We start from the raw sequence: 21,197 nt of genomic DNA, 5'->3' as shown, positions 1-21,197 counted from the left end.
CCGAACGGACCGTCAGGAGCTCAGCGGCGGGCGGTGACGCGGAGGAAGGCGAGGCCCGCGGGAGTGTTGCGGAAGAGCTCGTGGGCGAGCGAGTCGAGGGCGTCGTCGTCGACCTGGGCCCGGTCGGCCTCGCCGGGCTGGAGCAGTCCGGCGGCGGTCCAGGAGTCCAGGGCCGCGCGGTCGGCGGACAGTACGGCGGACTCCACCTCGCGGACCAGGTCCAGCAGGGCCAGCTGGTGCAGCGACCAGGCGCGCTCGCGCATCGCGGACCGCGCGGCCGGGTCGGTGCAGTCGGTCGCGGCAGCGGCGAGGGCGAGCATTTCGGCGGTGACGTCGGCGGCGTTCATCGGGTGTCCTCCTGGGGTGCGGGGTCGGTCACCCTGATGAACGGGCGAGGCCGTCGCCGTCGGGTCCGCGTTCTGTCACAGGCGTGTATCAGAGCCACTTTCCACCCCTGTGGTCCAGACCACACCGTGCCGCCGGTCTAGACCTCATAGGTCCAGACCGGTCCGGGACGGTCACAGCCCCGGCAGTCCGGTGGGCTGGTCGGCCCGGGCGACCGTCCGGACCAGGACGCCGAAGCGGATCAGCCGGCCGCGCGAGGAGTACTCGGGGGTGCAGGTGGTGAGGGTGAGGTATCGGCCGGGCCCCCTGAACCCGGAGCCGGCGGGAACCGGTGCGACGACGCCGACCTCACTCGGGGAGACCTCCTCGATGCCGCCGGTGATGCGGTAGACGAAGAACTCCTGCTCGGTCTCCACCACCGCCTCGTCACCGGGCTTGAGTTCGTCGAGGCGGCGGAACGGCGCGCCGTGCGTGGTGCGGTGGGCGGCGAGGGCGGTGTTGCCGCTGCCCTGCCAGGGGTACGCGGACTGCAGGGTGCCCGCGTAGTGGCCGACCAGTCCCCGGTCGAGGACGGGGCCCTGGTCGGTGCCCTCGGCGATCGCGGTGTCGAGGCCGATGGCCGGCACGTGCAGGACGGCGAAGGCCTGCCCCAGCGGGTAGTGCGCGGGGTAGCTGGGCACCGGCCGCGGGGCGGACGCCGAGGCGACAGGTGGGACCGCCGCGGGGGACGCACCGGGGGCAACCGACCTGGCCGGCGCGGGAGTCGACGGTGCGTCGGAGTGCCAGCTGCGCTGGAGCTCGGCGGTGGTGACGGCGCCCTCCTGCCTGGCCTCCTGGTCCCCGACCGTCAACTGGTAGACCAGCGGGGCGGGCAAGGCGATGCCGACCGCCACCAGGGCGGCGCTGCCGGCCCTGGAGAGCTTGAGGCGGCGCAGCTTGGCGCGGCGCAGCGCGAACCGCCGGCGGGGCCCGAAGGACCAGGCGCTCAGCGCGGTGGCAGCGGTTCGGTCGGGGTGCGGCGTCTCCATCGGTACCTCGCTCTGGTCGGTGCGACGGGGCCCGCGGACGGTCGGCCGCACCCCGGAACACCCGCTGGAACGGCCCGTTCGCGTGCGGGGTTCAGCCTCGCCGCGATTGAGCCGACCGGCGGTCCGGCCCGTGTTGACGGGTGAGTCCCCGTCCAACCCCGCGCACCCGCGTACGACCCCGCACGTCAGAGAGGAACCGACCCACCATGCAGGCTTCCAGCGTTCTCGCGGTCCGCCGGATCACCCCGGCCCGCCACCAGCCGGGCGAGCTGCTGCCCGAGCCGGAGTGGGTGCCGGACGCGGCGTGCCGGTACGTCGATCCGGAACTCTTCTTCCCGTCCCAGCACTCCTCCGCGGTGCAACAGCGCGGGCTGGCCGCGAAGCGGGTGTGCAACGCCTGCCCGGTGCGCGAGCCCTGCCTGGCGGCGGCCCTGGTGAACCGCGAACCGCAGGGCATCTGGGGCGGTCTGACCACCCGTGAGCGGCACCGCCTGTTCGTGGAGGCACGTCGCCTGCAGACCCTCGGCCAGGCCGAGGCGTCCGCCCTGCTCGCCGGTCGACCCGCCGAGGTGCGCCTGATCGCGATGCCGTCGGTGGCGTACCGGCTGGCGGACGCGGGCTGGGACGAGGAGGCGATCGCGGTGGCGCTGAAGCTGACCGCCGCGGCCGCCGCCGTACACCTGCGCACCGCCCGCACCGCGGCCCCGTACCGGCACCTGGCCGTGGCCCGGTCCGAGCAGGCCGCCTGATGAACCCGCCGGAAGGCGGCGCCCGTGTCTCCCGTTGGACGGGACCGCCCCGGCCATCCAGGATCGAGGAGCCCTTCGTTGAGCGTGGTCCTTGTCAACCGCCCGGCCCGGCGGCCCGGTCCTGAGATGCCCGACGGGGAGATCCAACTCCAGGAACCCCCCGTCCTGCCCGAGCTGCAGAGCGGCGCCGCCAACATGATCACCATGCTGCCGATGGCGCTCAGCTCGCTCTCGATGGTGTTCGTCTTCCTCCGCCCGGACGGCGGGGTGATGACGTACATCGCGATGGGCACCATGGTGCTGTCCGCGGTCGGCATGCTGGTCACCCAGCTGATCCGCGGCAGCACCGACCGCAAGGCCCAGCTGCGCGGCGAGCGGCGCGACTACCTGCGCTACCTGTCGCAGATGCGCCGTCAGGTCCGCAAGCACATCGGCATGCAGCAGGAGGCGCTGGCCTGGCGCAACCCGGCTCCGGAGGAGCTGCGTTCGCTGGTGCGCACCTCCCGGCTGTGGGAGCGTCGGCTGTCGCACCCGGACTTCACCGACGTGCGGATCGGCGTCGGCTCGCAGCGCCTCGCGGTGCGGCTGGCGCCGCTGGCGACCAAGCCGATCGAGGACCTGGAGCCGCTGTGCGCGCACGCGCTGCGCCGCTTCATCCACGCGTACGGCACCGTGGCCGACCAGCCGATCGCGATCCACCTGCGTGGTTTCGCGCACGTGCTGGTGCGCACCGACGACGAGGAGCAGGCGCGGGCCCTGGTGCGGGCGGTGCTCGCCCAACTGGCGGTGTTCCACGCGCCGGAGGACCTGCGGATCGCGGTGGTGGCGGGTCCGGACCGGCGCGCCGACTGGGAGTGGGTGAAGTGGCTGCCGCACGGGCTGCACCCGGTGGAGAGCGACGGCGCGGGCCCGCTGCGCCTGGTGGCCGGTTCGATCGGCGAGCTGGAGCAGTTGCTGGGCGAGGACTTCGCGGCCCGGCCGCCGTACGAGCCGGAGGCGGAGCCCACTCGGGAGGAGCCGTACACGGTGATCGTGCTGGACGGCGTGCAGTTCGGCACCCCGCACCGGGCGGCGCTGGCCGGCTACCGCAACGCGACGCTGATCGACCTCGGCGACGCCCTGGAGTGGAAGGACACCCGGGCGACGCTGCGGCTGCGGATCGCCGAGGGCGAGTTGGAGATGGTCGGCGCGGACCGCAACCGCAAGGACGAGGTGACGCCGCTGGGCCGCCCCGACGAGCTCTCCGCCGACGCCGCCCGCCGGCTGGCCACGGTGATGGCCCCGTACCGGATGGGCGACACCGTCGAGTCCTCCGAGCCGCTGGCCACCGACTTCGACCTGACCTCGCTGCTCGGCATCCACGACCTGTACAAGCACGACGTGCAGCAGCAGTGGTCGCAGCGCAACCAGCAGAACAAGCTGCGCATCCCGATCGGTCTGGGCGCCGACGGACAGCCGGTCGACCTGGACATCAAGGAGTCGGCGCAGGGCGGCATGGGCCCGCACGGCATGCTGATCGGCGCGACCGGCTCCGGCAAGTCCGAGCTGCTGCGCACCCTGGTGCTGGCCCTGGCGCTCACCCACTCCTCGGAGATCCTCAACTTCGTGCTGGTCGACTTCAAGGGCGGCGCGACCTTCCTCGGCCTGGACGCCCTGCCGCACACCTCCGCGGTGATCACCAACCTGGCCGACGAGGCCGAGCTGGTCGACCGGATGCGCGACGCCCTGCACGGCGAGATGATCCGCCGTCAGGAGCTGCTGCGGGCAGCCGGCAACTACGCCTCGCTGCTGGAGTACGAGACCGCGCGAGCCGCCGGCACCGCGCTGGCGCCGCTGCCGACGCTGTTCGTCGTGGTCGACGAGTTCTCCGAACTCCTCGCCGCGCACCGCGACTTCATGGACCTGTTCGTGATGATCGGCCGCCTCGGCCGATCGCTCGGCGTGCACCTGCTGCTCGCCTCCCAGCGCCTGGACGAGGGCCGGGTGCACGCGCTGGAGTCGCACCTGTCGTACCGGATCGGCCTGCGCACCTTCTCGGCGATGGAGAGCCGCGGCGTCCTCGGCGTCCCGGACGCGTACCAGTTGCCCTCGCAGCCCGGCAACGGCTTCCTGCGCAGCGACATCTCCACGCTGTCGCGCTTCAAGGCCGCGTACGTCTCCGGCGCGTACAAGATGAAGCGCCGCTCGGCGCAGCAGTCCGTGGTGGCCGGCCAGGTGGTCGCCTACGACACCGAGTACGTGGCGCCCCGTCAGCTGCCGGTGGTCGAGGAGGCCGAGCCGGAGGTGGAGGAGACCCGCTCCTTGCTGGAGCTGGCCGCCGAGCGGCTGTACGACGCCGGCCCGCCCGCGTACCAGGTGTGGCTGCCGCCGCTGGACGTCCCGCCGACCCTGGACGAGCTGCTGCCGCCGCTGGCGCCCGACCCGGAGCTCGGGCTGACCACCGAGCACGGCTCCGGCCGGGGCACCCTGCGGGTGCCGCTCGGCGTCATCGACAAGCCGTTCCAGCAGCGCCGCGACCTGCTGACCGCCGACCTGTCCGGCGCCGACGGCCACGTCGGCATCGCCGGCGCCCCGCAGAGCGGCAAGTCCACCATGCTGCGCACCCTGATCACCGGTCTCGCGCTCACCCACTCCCCCGCCGAAGTGCAGTTCTACTGCCTGGACTTCGGCGGCGGCACGCTCACCTCGCTGCGCGGACTGCCGCACGTCGGCGGGGTCACCGGCCGGCACGACCCGGAGCGGGTGAACCGCACCGTCGCCGAGGTGAACGGCGTCATCACCCGCCGGGAGAAGTACTTCGCCGAGCTCGGCATCGACTCCATCGCCACGTTCCGCCGCCGCAAGGCCGCGGGCGAGCTGCCCGACGACGCGTACGGCGACGTCTTCCTGGTCATCGACGGCTGGAACACCGTCCGTCAGGAGTTCCCCGACCTGCCGCAGGCGCTCGGCCAGATCTCCCAGCGCGGCCTCAACTACGGCGTCCACCTGGTGATCGCCACCACCCGCTGGGGCGAGCTGTCCTCCTCGCTGCGCGACCAGTTGCAGACCCGGCTGGAGCTGCGCCTCGGCGACCCGGTCGACTCGCTGATCAACATGCGCGCCGCCGGCAAGGTCCCGAAGTCGCCCGGCCGCGGCCTCACCGACGAGCAGCTGCACTTCCTCACCGCACTGCCGCGGATCGACGGCACCGGAACCACCGACGACCTCGGCGACGGCGTCGCCGACCTGGTCGACGCCGTCGCCGAGCACTGGACCGGCAGGCGCGCCCCCGAGGTACGGATGCTGCCGCTGGTCCTGGACGCCGCCGACCTGCCCGCCCCGCGCGGCAGCCTGCAGGTCGCGCTCGGCCTGGAGGACCAGGACATCTCCCCGCTCTGGCACGACTTCGGCCAGGACCCGCACCTGATGGTGCTCGGCGACAGCGAGTCCGGGAAGACCAACCTGCTGAAGCTGATCGCCAGTTCGGTGATGCAGGCGTACACCCCGGACCAGGCCCGCATCATGATGGTCGACTTCCGCCGCGAGCTGTACGACACCGTCCCCGAGGAGTACCGCCTCGGCTACGCGGTCTCCGTGGACGTGCTGCGCCAGGTGGTCGGCGGCGCCGCGCACGCCATGGTCAACCGGGTGCCCTCCGCGGACATCACCCCCGACCGGCTCAAGCTGCGCGACTGGTGGACCGGCCCCGAGCTGTTCATCATCGTCGACGACTACGACATGGTCTCCCCGTCCGGCACCCACCCCTTCGCCGGTGTCCTCGACTACCTGGCGCAGGGCGCCGAGATCGGCCTGCACGTGATCGTGGCCCGCTCCGTCAACAACGCCGCGCGCGGCCTCAGCGACCCGCTGATGCGCAAGCTCAGCGAGGTCAACTCCCCTGCCCTGCTGCTCTCCTGCCCGCCGTCCGAAGGCATCCTCTTCGGCGGCCTCAAGCCCCGGGTGCTGCCCGCCGGCCGGGCCCACTACATCACCCGGCGGCGCACCGTCCAGGTCCAGACCGGCCGGCTCACCATGGACGGAGACACCCGATGAGCGCCACCACCCGCCCGGCCGCCGACGTGCCCACCCCGCCGCGCCGCCGCCCCGGGGCCCGCAGGGCCCCCGCCGCGCCGCCCGCCCCGGAAGCCGCCGGCTCGGCGCTGCGCCCGGTCGGGCCGCACCTGGTCATCGCGCCCGCCGGGGACGACCGGGCGCTCGGCGACGCGCTCGCCGCGGTCCGCCCCGAGCCCGGCAGCCTGCTCGTACTGGCCGCCGCGCCCGACGCCGCGCCGGTCCTCCGCCGCGACCTCCCCGAACTCGCCCGGCTGGCCGCCGAACGCGGCGCCCACACGCTCGTCCTCGCCGCTTCCGGACTGGCCGCTCCCACGCCCGACGGCCGCCGCCCGGTCGAACAGGTCGCCCGCGCCGCCGGCCTGCCGGTGCTCGCCCCCGACGGCCTGGTCTCCGTCGAACCCGACGGCACCCTGCTGGTCACCTCCCTCACCTCGCCCGAGCCCGGCACCTGGTGGCACACCCCGCCGTCCGGCCCGGCGTCCCCCTACGGCTCCACCTGGCCCCGCCAGGACGGCGACGCGGCCCCCGCACCGGAGGCGGCCGGACCGGACGCCGCCGACACCCCGCCCCCGAGCGGTACGCGGCCGGCCGAGCCCGCGTCACCCTCGCTCCCGTCTCCCGCCGCGGCCGCACCGCCGCCGCCCGTACTGGGCGAGTCGCCCGCCGCGGCCGATCTCAGCGCCGTGCTCTCACCGCGCACGGAGACCCCGCCCGCCGCCCTCGTCGCTGCCCGGGTCCTGCCGCTGCCCGCCGGGCACTGGCTGACCGCGGCCGACGCCCCGGCGGAGCCGCCCGCGGCGGCGCTCGGCTTCGCGATGCCCGAGCGCGGCACCCGGCTGCTGGCGGTCGGCACCCCCGAGCGTCCGCACCTGTCGGGCCCGAAGCTGCTGGAGGCCGTCCGGCAGCACTCCCTCGCCGCCGACGACGTACTGCTCAGCGCGCCGTGGGCCAACACCTCGGCCCTCGTCGGCATGGCCACCGCCCTTGCCGCCGAACTCGGCCGCGAGGTCCGCGCCTCCGTGGGCCTGCCGGTGCTCGGCCCGGCCGGCCCGACTTCGACCTTCCTGGCCCCCGACGGCTCGCCCACCTGGGAGCCCGTGCTGCTGGCGCTCACCGCCTCCCCGGAACGCGGACGGGTCGTCAGCTCCGCCTGGCGCGTCCTCACCGGCCTGGAGCCACTCGGCCCCGCGCTGTACCGCGCCTTCGACGGCTGGGTGGTGGAAGCCGTCCCGGCCGGCGTGTGGCTGCGCCCGGAGGGCATTCCCCGGCAGGCCGCGGCCCGGATGCTCCGCCCGGACCCGCTCCGCCCGCTACTGCTCGTCGGCGAACGCGAACGCCCGGTCGGCGAGGAGGTGTGGAGCAACCTGGGCACCGTCCTGCAGGCCCTCCCCGACCTCGGCGGCACCACCCGCCTCGGCCTCCTGCTGCACGGCACCGCCGACGCCGACGCCCTCGCCGTCGGGGGCTTCATCGCCCGCATGCACAACCTGGACTGGCTCGACCCCGAGCTCACCTCCCCCGCCCCGACCGTCCCCGTCCCCGCCCCCGCTCCCGTCCCAGCGACCGCGCCGGTCCCGGCCTCCCCCGCGGTCCCCGCCGCTTCAGCCGTCGCCGACCCGCCCGCCCCGCTCACCGCGCCCACGCCCAGGCCTGCCGAGGACCCGGCCGCGCTCCTCGACGTCCCCCCTCCCCCGCCGACCGCAGCCCGGACGGTGTCCAGCGCGGTGGTGGATCTCCCGCCACCCGCCGACCCGGACCCGTCAATATCCGCTCCCGCAGCGGTATTTGAGACACCGTCAGCAACGACCGCGCTCGCACCCGAGGCCCCCGCGCCCGCCTCAGGCGCCGCCCTCCTCACCCCCGCCGCCCACCTCCCGGCCGCCGACCTCCCCTCGGCCCGGCTCGCCCTGAAGACCCTCCTGGGCGGCGACTACCACCGCCTCGCCAGCCGCACGGACCTGATCGCCACCCGCCTCCCGGGCCTGCGCTCGGCCCGGCAGGACGACCTGCGGCCCGACCTGGTGGCCGTGATGGTGCATCACGCGGACGGCGAACTCCCGGCTTCCCGCGCCGAGTTGGTCACGGCCGCCCGTGCGGCCACCGCCGGCCCGCTTGCGCCGCTGCTCTCCTGCCTCGGTTCGGGCCTGCGGCGGCTGCCCAGCCACCATGGCGCGGTGCTGCTCGGCGCCCCGATCGAAGCCGCGCTCGCGGACCTGTACGTCCCGGGGACCGTGCTCACCGAACCGGCCGCCGTCGCGGCGGTCGCGGCCCGCGACGTGGAACTGGAAACCCCGGTGGAGTTCGGTATCTGGTCGACCACCGGCCGCCGCACCGGCATCTTCGGCGGCCCGGGCGACGAACCCGAGGTGGTCTTCCCGCCGCACACCCGGTTCTCCGTCCTGGCCGTCCTGCCGGGCGAGCCCGACGTCACCCCGGCGCGGGTCCTGCTGCGCGAACTCGCTGCCACGGAAGGCGAATCCCCGTCCGAGGACCGCGACCGCCAGGTGCTGGCCCGCCTCCAGTCCTGGTTCGAACGCCGCGACGCGGTCTCCCCCGCCGAACGCCGCCGCCTGCCCAAGCCCCACCGCATCCACCTCACCCCGGGCCTGGCCCTCTGACCGCACCGGCCCCCGCCGCACCCGCCCGTGCCCCCACCAACCCCGGGGCACGGGCGGGTCACGCACGCGCACCCACCAGCGAGCCGGCCGCTCCGGCCCTCGACCGGTCCGTTGAACCGGGCTCCCGGGTACGGCCGTTGGTGCGGATGGGCAACGCTCGCCATCACCTCGGCCGCCACCTTCCCCTGGGAGATTCCTTGCGCACCTTCGGCAAGCTCGGCAAGCTCAACCGCCTCGGACTGGCCGCCGCCGCGGCCCTGTCCCTCGCCCTCGCCGGGCAGTCCGCGGCCTCCGCGGCGACCACCCCCGCGCCGACGACCTCCAACGTCACCTACTACCTGTCGCTCGGCGACTCGCTCGCCCAGGGCTACCAGCCCGGCCTGGGCAACACCAACCAGGGGTACGCGGACCAGCTGTTCGCCAAGCTGTCGCAGACCCGCCCCGGGCTGCGGCTGGTGAAGCTGGGCTGCACCGGCGAGACCAGCGTGACCTTCGTGGCCGGCGGGCACTGCGCCTACGACGGCTACTCCAGCCAGCTGGCCGCGGCGGAGGCGTTCCTGTCCTCGCACCGCGGCCAGGTCTCGTTCGTCACGCTCAACATCGGCGCCAACGACCTCAACGCCTGCGCCGGTCCGACCGGCGTGGACGCCGCCTGCGTCCCCGGCGCGCTGAGCACCGTGCGCACCAACCTGACGGCCCTGCTGGCCCGGCTGCACATCGCCGGCGGCAAGAGCCCCGTGTACGTGGGCAACGGCACCTACGACCCGCTGCTGGCGACCTGGCTGACCGGCCCGGCCGGGCAGACCGTGGCCGCCCAGTCGGTCCAGGTGGTCGGGCAGTTCAACACGCAGGAGGCCGCCGACTACGCCGCGGAGGACTTCCGCACCGTCGACTCGGACCAGCTCTGGCACACCGCCGACTTCACCAGCACCATGACGCTGCCCGGCGTCGGCACCGTCCCGCTCAACGTCGGCCTGATCTGCGCCTACACCACCCAGTGCACCGCCGCCCGCGACCTGCACCCGACCCCGGCCGGCTACGGGCTGATCGCCGACGCCTTCCTCGCCACCATCAACTCCGCTGCCGGCTAAAGAGACTCGCCCGGCTCCCGGACGCCGGAATCCGCCGGAAGGGCCCCGGCGCGGGTGATCCACCCGCGCCGGGGCTCGCCGCGTCAGGGCGTCAGTGCCCGAACGAGAACCAGTTGAGGTTGACGAAGTCGGCCGGCTGCCCGCTTTTGAAGGTGAGGGAGACGTCGTGGGTGTCGGCACCTGGACGAAGAGAACAACACCCGCGGCCAAGAACGGCCGCACCTACGCCGCGATGTCCTTCTCGCTGGCCCAGGCGTCGACCGTGACCGTCCCCGCCCACCTGGAGGGCGCGCGGATGTACCTGTCCGTCGGCTCGCCGATGTACATCCCGGTCTCGCCGGACGACGCGGGCTGGGGCGGGCCCGATCTGCTCAACCCCGCCGACCCGAACAGCGACGTGTACTTCGACTGGTACGAGTTCACCTACCAGTACGGCGTGATCCCGTTCGGGGGCAACACCACCCAGGTCGACATGTTCGGCTTCCCCGTCACCGCCCGGCTGGAGCAGACCGCCACCGCCTACGACCAGACCGTCGGCATCGCCCTGACCCGCGATCAGGTCCTCGCCCAGTACGGCTCCGCCGTCGGCGCGGCCTTCCGCCCGCTGGCCGGCGCCGACTGGATCACCGCGCCGCGCAGCGCGTCGGCGTTCCGCCCCGGGGGCGGCCAGGCCGGCTACCTGCAGCCCGCCATCGACCAGGCCTGGGCCTACTACACCGCGAACCAGTTCACCCTGACCCGGCTGAACCAGACCTTCTCCAGGCGGGTGACGGGCGGCCGGCTCCAGTTCACCAAGGACGGCGTCGGCCCGTTCTACCTGAGCAAGCCCACCACCGCGGACGTGATGGCCTGCTCCGGCGCGCTCGCCTCGGCCGGCATGGCCACCACCGAGCTGGAGCTCGGCGCGGAGTTCTGCGCGGCCTTCAACCGCGGCGTGGCCCTCGACACCGCCAAGTGGTACGCCCCGTCCGCCTACTACCCGGCGTCCGGGACGAAGAACGACTACGCGGGCTTCTTCCACACCGTCGGCCTCGGCCACCGCGCCTACGGCTTCGCCTACGACGACATCGACGACATCGACGACATCGACGACATCGACGACCAGAGCTCGGTGCGGATCCTGCCCAACGCCAACCCGCCGAGCCGGCTGACCATCGGGATCGGCTGGTAGCACCGCACGACGCTGCGGCCCGACCGGTCGGTGAGTCCCATTCACCGACCGGTCGGGCCGCAGGGTGCGGTCAGTGGCGCTGTGGCTGCGGCCGGGCGAAGTCCTCGGCCACCATGGCGGCGAGGTCGAAGTAGGCGGCCCGGGTCTTGGGTCGCATCAGGTCGAGGTCGATCTCGGCGCCGAGCGAGAGGTGCTCGTCGAACGGGACCACCACGACGCCGCGGCAGCGGCTCTCGAAGTGCGCGACCACGTCGTCGACGCGCAGCAGCTTGCCGGTCTCGCGGACGCCGGAGACCACGGTGACGGCGCGTTCGGCGAGCTCGTCGAAGCCGTGGGCCTCCAGCCAGTCGAGGGTCATGCTGGCGCTGGTGGCACCGTCGACACTGGGGGTGGCCACCACCACGACCTGGTCGGCGAGTTCGAGCACGCCGCGCATCGCGCTGTAGAGCAGGCCGGTGCCGGAGTCGGTGAGCACGATCGGGTACTGGCGGCTCAGGGTGTCCATCACCCGCCGGTAGTCCTGGTCGTTGAAGGTGCGGGAGACCGCCGGGTCGGTGTCGTTGGCGAGGATCTCCAGGCCGCCGGACATCTGCGACGTGAAGCGGCGGATGTCCATGTAGGTGTCGAGGTCGGGCAGCGCGGAGACCAGGTCGCGGATGGTCGCGTCGGTCTGCCGCTCGACCCGGCGGCCGAGCGTGCCGGAGTCGGGGTTGGCGTCGATCGCGATGACCCGGTCGGCGCGCTCCCCGGCGAGCATCGCGCCGAGCACGGCCGTGGTGGTGGTCTTGCTGACGCCGCCCTTGAGGCTGATCACGGCGATCCGGTAGCAGCGCTGCAGCGGAGTGCGGACGGTGCGGAGCTGGTCGGCGTGCGGACGTCCGCCGACCAGGCCGGTGAACCTGCGAAGGCCGCCGCGCGGGTTGGGCTGTTTGCGGATCAGCTTCTCGGAGGAGAGGTCGACGGCGGCCGCACTTCCCAGCGGCGCCCGCTCGGTCCGCGGCGGGCCGACGGGCCCGGCCTCGGCATCGGTCCCGCCATCGGTCGGAGCGGGAACGGCGGCGGCAGCAACGGCAGCGGCCGGAACGGGCGAAGGAGCGGGAGGCGCCGCCGGCAGGGGCGGCGCCACGGCCACGGTCGGCACCGCGGGCGGTGCCTGCACCACGTGCGGCGCCTGCACCGTGTATGCCGCCTGCACCGGCATCGGCGACACCATCTGCCCGGGCAGCGCGGGCGAGGCGAGCGGCCCGGGCGGCACCGCCACCACGGGCGTCACGGCGTCGACCGGTCCCCCGGCCGCAGGCGACACGACCGGAACGACCGGAACGACCGGAGCAACCGGAGCAACCGGAACGGTCGGACCGGGCGGGGCGACCGTTCCCGGTGGCACGAGCAGCCCGGCCGGCACGACGACCGTGCCGGCGGCTTCCGGCTGCACGGGCTTCAGCGTGGTGCCGAACGCGTCCAGCACGACTCCCGACTCCTGGGGGGTGGCGGGGCGCAGCGAGGCGGCGAGCCAGCCGGCCGGGCCGTAGTCGGGAGCACCCGCCCAGTCCCAGCGGCCGCCCTCTTCGAGCCGCTCCACACGGGAGTCGGCGCCAACCTGTTCGATCGTCACCGGGGCATCCTTCCTTCGTTCCCCATCTGCCTTCAGGGGGTAGAACGGAGCCGCCCGCATCTCCCGTTCACCGGGTGGTCGCGGGCGGCTCGAGTCGTGCGTTCACGGTGCGTCGAGTGATCCGACGGCTGGTGCGCCGTCGGATCCGGCCGCTGGCACGCCATCAGATCCGGCGGCGCGCCCGGCGGGTGAGGTAGGCGGCGCCGAGGCCGCCGCCGAGCAGGACGGCGCTGCCACCGACCACCACCGCCGGGTCCTCCATGCCGGTGTACGCGAGCTGCTGCGCCGGCGGCTTGGTGGGCGTGGGACTGGGCGTCGGCGTGGGGGTCGGGGTGGGCGTCGGCGTGGGCGTCGGGCTGGGGCTGTGGGTGGGGCTCGGGGTGGGCGTCGGGGTGGCCTCCTTGCAGCGCTTCTCGTCGGCGAGGGTGACCGAGGTGCTGAGGTTCTCGCCCTTGTCGGTGACGGCCTTGAAGGTCCACACGGTGCCCGCGCCGTTGTAGTGCACGGTCTTCTCGGTCTTGCCGTGGCCCTCGACGTGTCCGGTGACCTTCTCGGTGGTCTTGTCGTTGGTCAGCGTGAAGTCGATCCCGGCACTGTACGTGTCACTGACGGTCAGCACGATCTTGCCGGGGTCGTTGCGGCAGGTCGCGGTGAGCGTGATGCTCCCGGCCGGCCAGGCGAAGGCGGTGCTCGCGCCGCCCACGGTGATGAGCGCGGTCGTGCCGAGCACGACGGCGCCACGAAGGCGATCCATGGTCGCTCCTGTCGAAGTCGGGTGCCGCGGCGGGGCGGCATCCGCAAGAACGGCACCCGGCGACCGGCGGTTCAGCGGGGCCACGTCCTCGCCTTGCGGCAGCGCGCCTCGAGGGTCGCCCGGGAGCCGGCCCTCGGCTCGGACGTCCCCTGGCGCGGGACCCGCGGTGAACCGCCGCCGCTCCTCGGTCCGTGGTGAGGGATGTGCGGTCCTCGCGTCCTTCTGCCCCCGTCGTTCGCGGCGGACCGCACACCGCCCGGAGTGATCCGACGGCGGCGTCTCCCCTCCGCCGTCGGCCCCTGTGCTCCGGGCTCGTAGGCCCCGGTCCCGCCGTTCCCCGTGCGGTGGGCCGGGGCCCTCGCGTTTTCCGGGCCCAGTCCGCTCTCTCGGATCTGGCCGAAGAGCGGCCCGGCTCGGCGGCGCGGTCCGATCCGGGGGGACGACGAGCGAGAGGCAGACCGGTGACTCGGCAATCGTGCGATGGGAACGGCGCCCGCGGTGTGGGCGACGAGCTGTTCGAGGAGGCGTTGGCGGTGGTCGGCTCGCCAAGCGGGCTCCGGGTGCTGCACGGGCTGGCCGCGCGCCGCGACCGGGAGCGGCAGCGGGCCGACCGCCGGCTGCACCGGGAGCTGGCCGCGGACGGTTTCGGCGGGCCGCGCTTCGAGCTGGTGGCCGCCGAACTCGCTTGCTACGCACTGCCGTTGGTGCTCGCCGCGCTGTACGCAGGCCGGCTGCCCGGGCCACGCTCGGCCCGCCTGGCGGCTGCCGAGTGCGAGGAGACGGCCTACCTGGCGGTGGCCCGGGCGGTGGCCCGGCTGCGCGCCAAGGGCCTGCCCGTCGGCGACCGCCCGGGGAGGCCGGCCCGGCCGCCGGGCAGGCCCTTCCGCAAGGCCACGCGCAAGTCCTCCACCCGCAAGTCCACCCGCACCGCGAGCGGCACCCCGAGCCGCACCGCCACCCGAGCGGTCACCGGCGCTGCCGCCGCCAAGGCCGCCCGCACCGCCCTCGGCCGCGCGATGTCCGCAGCCCCGGTCGGAGCGAACGCCAGGACCGCCACCGCGGCGCGACGACCGGCGCGGCAGGCCGGGTTGAAGGCCGGGTTCCTGCGCTGGGTGGAGCACGAGGTCCGGGTGGTGCTGCGTCGACCCGGCGGGGTGGACCCGGAGCACCGGGCGCTGTTCCACGGCTTCGGGGTGTGGGAGTCCTCACCGGGGGACCCGTTCGCCAACGAGCGCCTGCAGACCGTCGGCCGGGAGCGGTTGGTGGAGTTGCTCGCTCCGCTCGACCACGACCGTGCGGGGGCGGTGCTGGCCCGGGTGCAGGGCTGGAGTTCGGCGGAGATCGGCGAACAGTTGGCGGTGTCGTCCAAGGTGCGGCTGCCCTTCGGCCGGCCGGCCGGCCGCCGGTCCGGGGTGCTGCGCGACCGGTGCACGGGCCTACCGACGGATGCCGAGGACACCGATCTGCGCGAGCGCCACCAGCGGCTGATCGCCTCGACCAGGTCCGCGGTGGCTGCGCTGACCAGGGCGCTCCCGGACGCCCGGTACGAGCACGAGATCCAGCGCTGGGCGGAGCTGCTGTGCCTGGTGCGGCTGCGGTTGGAGCTGGCGGACGGTCAGGAGATCGCGACCGGCGACGGGCTGGGCGAGGTGCTGCAGTTCCTGGAGCTGCTGGAGGCGTCCTCCCTGGGCACGCCCGGGGCGCTCGCACTGCGCCGTCGCACCGGGCCGGCGGCGCTCGGCCGGATGGCGATGCTGGCGCCGGCCCACGGTTGGTCGGGGATCGCGACGGACGAGCCCGGCCGGGCGGAGCTGTGCGGCTGGGCGGAGCTGGTGCTGAGCCTGCCCGGTGAGCAACTGCTGTTGCTGCCTGTGGAGTTCTCGTACTCGGCAGCCGATCCTCACTTCGTCCGCAGCACCTTCCACTTCGAGCCCGGCAGCCACCCGGTGTGGGAACTGCCGCGCGAGGTGCTGCTGGAGGGGCTGCAGCGGCCGGCCGGCCTGCTGGCGGTCAAGGCCCGGCCCGAGGTGTACGCGGGCCGGGCGGTGGTGCACGTGCTGCTTCAGGGTCCGGACGGGCACTGCGTGCTGCTGGTGCCGCGGGCGTTCCTGGAGCTCTTCCTCGAGCGTTCGCTGGCCTTGGCGCCGGCCGGCACGGAGCACGCCGCCCTCGACGTCGACGCGCTGCTGCGCAGTTCCGCGGACGAGATCTGAACCCGTGTCGGCCGGGCCGCCGTGTACCGGTTTCGTAAGATCGCCGAGCCTGAAGGGCGCCCGTCATGGATGTGCCGACCCCAGTTCCGACCCCCGGCGCCCCGCGGCGGAAGGTCGCCGTGATCGGCTCCGGCGTGGCCGGGTTGACCGCCGCCTACCTGCTGCAACGCGCCTACGACGTCACCCTGTTCGAGGCCGACGACCGCCTCGGCGGGCACGCCCACACCCACGACCTGCCGACGCCGAGCGGCCCCGTGCCGGTCGACTCGGCGTTCCTGGTCCACAACGAGCGGACCTACCCGCAGCTGACCCGGCTCTTCCGCGAACTCGGGGTGCGCACCTTCGACACCGAGATGAGCATGTCGGTCACGTGCCGCGGCTGCGGCCTGCAGTACGCGGGCGGCCGGGGGCTGCGCGGCCTGCTGCCCCACCCCGGGGCGGCGGCCCGGCCGCGCTACCTGCGGCTGCTCACCGAGGTGCCGCGCTTCCACCGCCTCGGCCGCGCGCTGGCCACCGCGCCCGCCGGCTCGGACGAGCCGACCCTCGGCGAGTTCCTTCGACTCCACGGCTTCGACCGGTACTTCACCAACCACTTCGTGGTGCCGCTGGTCGCCGCGGTGTGGTCCTGCCCGGCCGGGCAGGCGCTGCACTACCCGGCCCGCTACCTGATGGCCTTCCTGGCCAACCACGGCCTGCTGCGGGTCACCGGCTCCCCGGTGTGGCGGAGCATCGAGGGCGGTTCCCGCGCCTACGTCGAACGGGCCGTCAAGGACCTCACCGCGGTGCGCACCTCGACCCCGGTGCGAGCGCTGACCCGCCACCGCGACCGGGTCGACGTACGCGCCGACGGTGAGCTGCTGCCCTTCGACGCGGCCGTCGTCGCCGTCCATCCGGACCAGGCGCTGCGCCTGCTCACCGACCCGACCGGCGACGAGCGGGCGGTGCTCGGCGCGATCGGCTACGCCCCGAACCGGGCCGTGCTGCACACCGACGGCTCGGCGCTGCCGGGCCGCCGCTCCGTGCGCGCCAGCTGGAACTACCTGGTCGACGGCTGCGCCACCACCGGCGGCGCCGAGGTGCGGATCAGCTACGACGTCAAGCGCCTGCAACGCCTGGACATCCCCGGCGACTGCGTGGTGACCCTCGGCGACCGCCCGGTCCGACCCGGCGCCGCAGTCGCCGAGATGACGTACCGTCACCCGGTCTACACCCCGGCCTCGGTGGCCGCGCAGCGCCGGCTCCCGGAGCTGGACACGGCCCGCACGGTGTACGCGGGGGCGTACCACGGCTGGGGATTCCACGAGGACGGCTGCGCCTCCGGGGTGCGCGCGGCCGCGGCGCTCGGGGTCGGCTGGTGAGGGCGCTGACCCGGCCGCTGCCGGGCGCCGCGCTGTACCCGTGCACGATCACGCACGTCCGTACCGCGCCGATCCCCCACGCCTTCCGCCACCGCGGCTACCTCTGGCTGGTCGACCTGGACCAACTGCCGCGCCTGCCCCGGCCGTTGCGTCCGCTGGCCCGCTTCGACGCCCGTGACCACCTGACCGGCGGCGACCTGCCCCGCGGACGCCGGTCCGCCGCCGGGGCGTCGATCCGGGCGACCGTGCAGGCCGAACTCGCCCGGCACGGCGTCGACCTGGACGGCGGCCGGATCCTGATGCTCACCCAGGCCCGGGTGCTCGGCCACGTCTTCAACCCGCTGACCCTGTACTGGTGCCACCGCCGGGACGGCTCGTCGGCCGGCGTGCTCGCCGAGGTGCACAACACCTACGGCGGGCGGCACACGTACCTGCTGCACCCGGACGAGCGCGGCCGGGCCACCGCCGCCAAGGACTTCTACGTCTCTCCGTTCCACCCGCCGGTGGGTGAGTACCGGATGACCGTGCCCGAGCCCGGCGCCGACCTCGCCCTCTCGGTGGTGCTGAAGCCGCCCGGCGGGCGGCAGTTCACCGCCGCCGTGCGCGGTGTGCGCCGCACCGCCACTCCGGCCGCGCTGCTGCGGCTGGCCGTACGCCATCCGCTCGCCCCGCTGGCCGCCGCCGCCCGGATCCGCCTCCAGGGCGTCCGGCTGTGGCTGGCCGGACTGCCCGTCTTCCCCCGCCCCGCCCGCACCGCCCGCACCGTCCCCGAGGGAGTCCGACGTTGACCACGCCGACCCGCACCCGTGCGCAGCACGCCGCCGCCCTGCCGCAGCCGAACGCCGACCGCTGGCCGGACGTCGCCCGCGTCCCGCGCGCCCCGCTGCGAGCCCGCGCCGCCTGGGCGGTGTTCACCCGCGCCGTGCGTGACCTCCCGCTCTCCGTCGAACTGCCGCCCACCGCCGAGCGGCCCGGCACCGACGGCCGGCTCGGTGCCGGCGGTCCGGTGCTGCGGGTCCACCGGCCGGCGGCGTTCGCGGCGCGGCTCGGCACCGGCGGCCTGGTCGGCTTCGGCGAGTCCTACCTGGCCGGCGAGTGGGATGCCGACGACCCCACCGCGGTGCTGACCGTGCTCGCCGAGCGCCTGGACGGTCTGGTGCCGCCGGTCCTGCAGTCGCTGCGCCGCCTGGTGCTGCCGCGCCGCCGGCTTGAGCGGCACGGCACCGTGGAGGCGGCCAGACGCGACGTGTCCGCGCACTACGACCTGTCCAACGACCTGTTCGCCGCCTGGCTGGACGAGTCGATGACCTACTCGGCCGCGCTGTTCGACACCGACCCGGCGGGCCGGCCGGTGGCCGCCCCCGAGCTGCTGACGGCCGCTCAGCACCGCAAGATCGACCGCCTGCTGGACGCCACCGGCGTCGGCCCGGGCGTGCGGGTGCTGGAGATCGGCACCGGCTGGGGCGAGCTCGCCCTTCGCGCCGCCGCCCGCGGTGCCGACGTGGTCTCGCTGACCCTCTCCCACCAGCAACGCGACCTGGCGCGGCAGCGGATCGCCCGGGCCGGCCTGGCCGACCGGGTCGCGGTGGAGCTGTCCGACTACCGGGAGGTCCGCGGCCGCTACGACGTGATTCTCAGCGTCGAGATGATCGAGGCGGTCGGCTACCGCTACTGGCCGGTCTACTTCCGCACCCTGGACGAGCGGCTGGCCCCCGGCGGCCGGATCGGCCTGCAGGCCATCACCATGCCGCACGAGCGGATGCTGCGGGCCCGCGACACCTTCACCTTCATCGACAAGTACGTCTTCCCCGGCGGCCAGCTGGTCTCCACCGAGGCCGTCGACCAGCATCTCGCCGCCACCTCGCTGCGGGTCACCGACCGGCTGTCGATGGGCGCGCACTACGCCGAGACCCTGCGGCTGTGGCGCGAGGCGTTCACCGCCGCCGCGCCGGCGATCGACGCGCAGGGCTTCGACGAGACCTTCCGCCGGATGTGGACGCTCTACCTCGCCTACTCGGAGGCCGGGTTCCGCTCCGGGTTCCTCGACACCTACCAGCTGCTGATCGAACGGCCCTGACCACCCACCGGCAAGGAACCCAGCGCATCCATGGCACTTCTCCTCCTGCTCGTCGGCGTCGCCTTCTGCGGGCTCGCCGCGCTGGCGCTGCGCCCGCCAGCCGACGCCCCGAAGACGGTCTTCCTCGCCGTCCTGGTGACGGCCGAACTCGCCCCGACCTGGCTGGCCGCCGATGCCTTGCTGACCACGGCGCTGGCCGCGGCCGGGGCGCTGGACCGGACGGCCGGCCTGGTCGGCCTCGCTGCGGCGGCGCTCGGCGCGGCCGGCCTGCTCCGGGTCGTCGCGCTCGCCCACCGCACCCCGGCGGTGCTGCACGCGGCGGGGCTGCCCCCGGCGGGCGGCCCGCCCCTCGCCGGACGGATCGTCACCCGCGACGTGGTGTACGCCGAGGTCGCGGGCGTCCCGCTGCACCTCGACGTGTACCGGCCCGCCGCCGACCCGGTGCCGGAGCGGCTGAGGCCCGGCGTCCTGTACCTGCACGGCGGCTCGCTGCTCGACGGCGACAAGCGCAGCCAGGGCGGGCCGCTGCTGCGCCGTCTGGTCGCGGCGGGCTGGGTCGGGCTGAACGCCAACTACCGGCTCAGCCCGCAGGTCGCCTTCCCCACCCAGCTGGCGGACTGCAAGCGGGCGATCGCCTGGTACCGCGCCCACGCCCGGGAGTTCGGTGCCGACCCGGACTTCCTCTGCGTCACCGGCGGCTCCGCGGGCGCCCTGCTGGCCGCCCTGGTCGCGCTCACCCCGGACGACCCGCGCTACCAGCCGGGTTTCGAGGAGGTGGACACCTCGGTCCGCGCCGCCGTGACCCTGCACGGCGTGTACGACGTCACCGACGCCCGGGAGACCTGGCGTCCGCTGTGGCTGCGCCGGCTGGAGCAGCAGATCATGCAGGTCCCGCTGGACCGCGATCCGGGCGCCTACACCGCCGCCTCCCCGGTCCACCGGGTGCACGCCGCGGCGCCACCGTTCCTGGTCCTGCACGGCGCGGAGGACTGCCTGGTCCCGGCGTCGGGCGCCCGCCGCTTCGCCGACCGCCTGCGCGCGGTCTCCGCCGAACCCGTCGCCTACGCGGAACTGTCCGGCGCGCAGCACATGTTCGACGTCTTCCCGTCCCGCCGCACGGCCGCCGTGACCGACGCGATCACCGCCTTCGTCGACCTCCAGCACCGCCGCTACCTGGGGCGCGAGGTGGAGTGACGGGCCGTCAGTCGCGGTCGTGCTCGCGTTCGGGCAGCGCCCACAGGTGCTCGCACACCGCCAGGTCGGCGGCGGCCATCCGAGCCCTGGTCCGTTCCCGGCGGACCGACACCGTCTTCGCCGCGAACCAGCCGAGCAGCGAGCAGACGTGCAGCGCGAGCACGGCCAGCAGGCCCGCCTTCGCCGTCACCGCCCGACCTCCGTGCGTTCCGCCGCGCGCGGCAGCCGCACCACGGTCTGCACCGGCATCATGTCGAGCTCGGCGACCCGCACGTCGGTGCCGGTGTGCGGCGCGTGGACCACCTTCCCGCCGCCGATGTAGAGGGCGACGTGCGAGCCCTGGTGATAGAAGACCAGATCGCCCGGAGCGATTTCCGACACATTCACCCGACGCCCGGTTCCCAGCTGGTCCCAGGTGGTTCTCGGCAATTCCACACCGGACTTTCCGTAGACGAACTCGATCAGGCCGGAACAGTCGAAGGAATCGGGCCCTTCGGCCCCCCAGCGATACGGTTTCCCGACCTGCTCCAGCGCCAGCCGGACGGCCCGTTCGCCCCGCGCCTCGGTCACCGGCTCGACCACGGTCTGGGCCGCCGGCTGCGCGGCGGGCGGCGGTACCACAGGCAGTCGCTGGACTCCGTGGTCGGCGCCGCGCAGCTCCGGACGGTCCGTCAGATCGGTTGTCAGCTGCGGACGTTCACCGCCCCGGCTCGCGGTGCCGAGCTCCCAGCGCGGGGCCGGCGCCGCCGCCGTGCCGGCATGGTCGGGCGCCGACCGGCCCTGTGCGGGGGAACTCGAGGCCAGCCCCGCGGCGGTGAGCGCGAACACCGCCACCGCACGGACCAGCGAGTTCTGTCGGGTCATTCGGGTTTCCGCCATGCGGGTTCACCTTCTCCGGATCGTGATATCTGCTCCGTTCCCGTTGACGTCC

The 21,197-nt window shown here is 74.5% G+C and carries 14 protein-coding genes and 2 pseudogenes; 10 read left to right on the top strand and 6 right to left on the bottom strand.

Annotated elements, in window-relative coordinates; all coding sequences use genetic code 11:
• Positions 1-20: 20 nt before the first annotated feature.
• Both AB0K51_RS26165 and AB0K51_RS26160 read right to left on the bottom strand, forming a co-directional pair.
• Positions 21-347, bottom strand: coding sequence for a hypothetical protein (locus AB0K51_RS26165; RefSeq protein ID WP_363459582.1), 327 nt, complete (start codon positions 345-347; stop codon positions 21-23).
• Positions 348-518: 171 nt separating this feature from the next.
• A complete protein-coding gene (locus AB0K51_RS26160) occupies positions 519-1,373 on the bottom strand; it encodes a class E sortase (RefSeq protein ID WP_363459580.1) in 855 nt (284 codons plus the stop codon).
• A gap of 206 nt (positions 1,374-1,579) precedes the next feature.
• Between AB0K51_RS26160 and AB0K51_RS26155 the strand changes: the two are divergent.
• The 5 genes and pseudogenes from AB0K51_RS26155 to AB0K51_RS26135 all read left to right on the top strand — a co-directional run.
• A pseudogene (locus tag AB0K51_RS26155) lies at positions 1,580-1,858 on the top strand (WhiB family transcriptional regulator); the annotation flags it as partial.
• Positions 1,859-2,200: 342 nt separating this feature from the next.
• A complete protein-coding gene (gene eccCa / locus AB0K51_RS26150; protein ID WP_363459578.1) occupies positions 2,201-6,154 on the top strand; it encodes a type VII secretion protein EccCa in 3,954 nt (1,317 codons plus the stop codon).
• Positions 6,151-8,793, top strand: coding sequence for a hypothetical protein (locus tag AB0K51_RS26145; RefSeq protein WP_363459577.1), 2,643 nt, complete (start codon positions 6,151-6,153; stop codon positions 8,791-8,793). The genes eccCa and AB0K51_RS26145 overlap by 4 nt, the downstream gene beginning before the upstream one ends.
• Positions 8,794-8,990: 197 nt before the next feature.
• Positions 8,991-9,884, top strand: coding sequence for an SGNH/GDSL hydrolase family protein (locus AB0K51_RS26140; protein ID WP_363459575.1), 894 nt, complete (start codon positions 8,991-8,993; stop codon positions 9,882-9,884).
• A 232-nt stretch (positions 9,885-10,116) separates the two neighbouring features.
• On the top strand, positions 10,117-11,055 hold the full coding sequence (locus tag AB0K51_RS26135) for a beta-1,3-glucanase family protein (protein WP_363459573.1): 939 nt from the start codon (positions 10,117-10,119) through the stop codon (positions 11,053-11,055).
• A gap of 97 nt (positions 11,056-11,152) precedes the next feature.
• Here the strand turns inward: AB0K51_RS26135 and AB0K51_RS26130 are convergent.
• Positions 11,153-12,040 (bottom strand): annotated as a pseudogene (locus AB0K51_RS26130) (MinD/ParA family protein); the annotation flags it as partial.
• Between the two features lie 793 nt (positions 12,041-12,833).
• On the bottom strand, positions 12,834-13,424 hold the full coding sequence (locus tag AB0K51_RS26125; protein ID WP_363459572.1) for a hypothetical protein: 591 nt from the start codon (positions 13,422-13,424) through the stop codon (positions 12,834-12,836).
• A 500-nt stretch (positions 13,425-13,924) separates the two neighbouring features.
• Between AB0K51_RS26125 and AB0K51_RS26120 the strand changes: the two genes are divergently transcribed.
• From AB0K51_RS26120 to AB0K51_RS26100, 5 genes are all read left to right on the top strand, one after another.
• A complete protein-coding gene (locus AB0K51_RS26120; RefSeq protein ID WP_363459570.1) occupies positions 13,925-15,637 on the top strand; it encodes an SsgA family sporulation/cell division regulator in 1,713 nt (570 codons plus the stop codon).
• 65 nt (positions 15,638-15,702) lie between these two features.
• Positions 15,703-16,995 carry an FAD-dependent oxidoreductase gene (locus AB0K51_RS26115; protein ID WP_363459568.1) on the top strand — a complete coding sequence of 431 codons (1,293 nt, stop codon included), beginning with the start codon at positions 15,703-15,705 and terminating at the stop codon, positions 16,993-16,995.
• Positions 16,992-17,783 (top strand): DUF1365 domain-containing protein, encoded by a 792-nt coding sequence (locus AB0K51_RS26110; RefSeq protein WP_363459566.1) that lies wholly within the window; start codon positions 16,992-16,994, stop codon positions 17,781-17,783. Before AB0K51_RS26115 ends, AB0K51_RS26110 begins: the two co-directional genes overlap by 4 nt.
• On the top strand, positions 17,780-19,072 hold the full coding sequence (locus AB0K51_RS26105) for a class I SAM-dependent methyltransferase (RefSeq protein WP_363459564.1): 1,293 nt from the start codon (positions 17,780-17,782) through the stop codon (positions 19,070-19,072). Before AB0K51_RS26110 ends, AB0K51_RS26105 begins: the two co-directional genes overlap by 4 nt.
• A gap of 30 nt (positions 19,073-19,102) precedes the next feature.
• Positions 19,103-20,266, top strand: a complete 1,164-nt coding sequence (locus tag AB0K51_RS26100; protein WP_363459562.1) for an alpha/beta hydrolase — start codon at positions 19,103-19,105, stop codon at positions 20,264-20,266.
• 7 nt (positions 20,267-20,273) lie between these two features.
• Here the strand turns inward: AB0K51_RS26100 and AB0K51_RS26095 are convergent, their stop codons facing one another.
• Positions 20,274-20,456 carry a hypothetical protein gene (locus AB0K51_RS26095; RefSeq protein ID WP_363459560.1) on the bottom strand — a complete coding sequence of 61 codons (183 nt, stop codon included), beginning with the start codon at positions 20,454-20,456 and terminating at the stop codon, positions 20,274-20,276.
• The gene (locus AB0K51_RS26090; RefSeq protein WP_363459558.1) at positions 20,453-21,145 is read right to left on the bottom strand and encodes a C40 family peptidase; all 693 of its coding nucleotides are present in this window, start codon (positions 21,143-21,145) and stop codon (positions 20,453-20,455) included. The genes AB0K51_RS26095 and AB0K51_RS26090 overlap by 4 nt, the downstream gene beginning before the upstream one ends.
• Positions 21,146-21,197: the final 52 nt, after the last annotated feature.

The sequence above is a fragment of the Kitasatospora sp. NPDC049285 genome, assembly GCF_040678815.1.
GTDB lineage: Bacteria > Actinomycetota > Actinomycetes > Streptomycetales > Streptomycetaceae > Kitasatospora.
The sequence above is the reverse complement of the archived record's forward strand: the minus strand, read 5'-3'. Positions and strand labels throughout refer to the sequence as shown.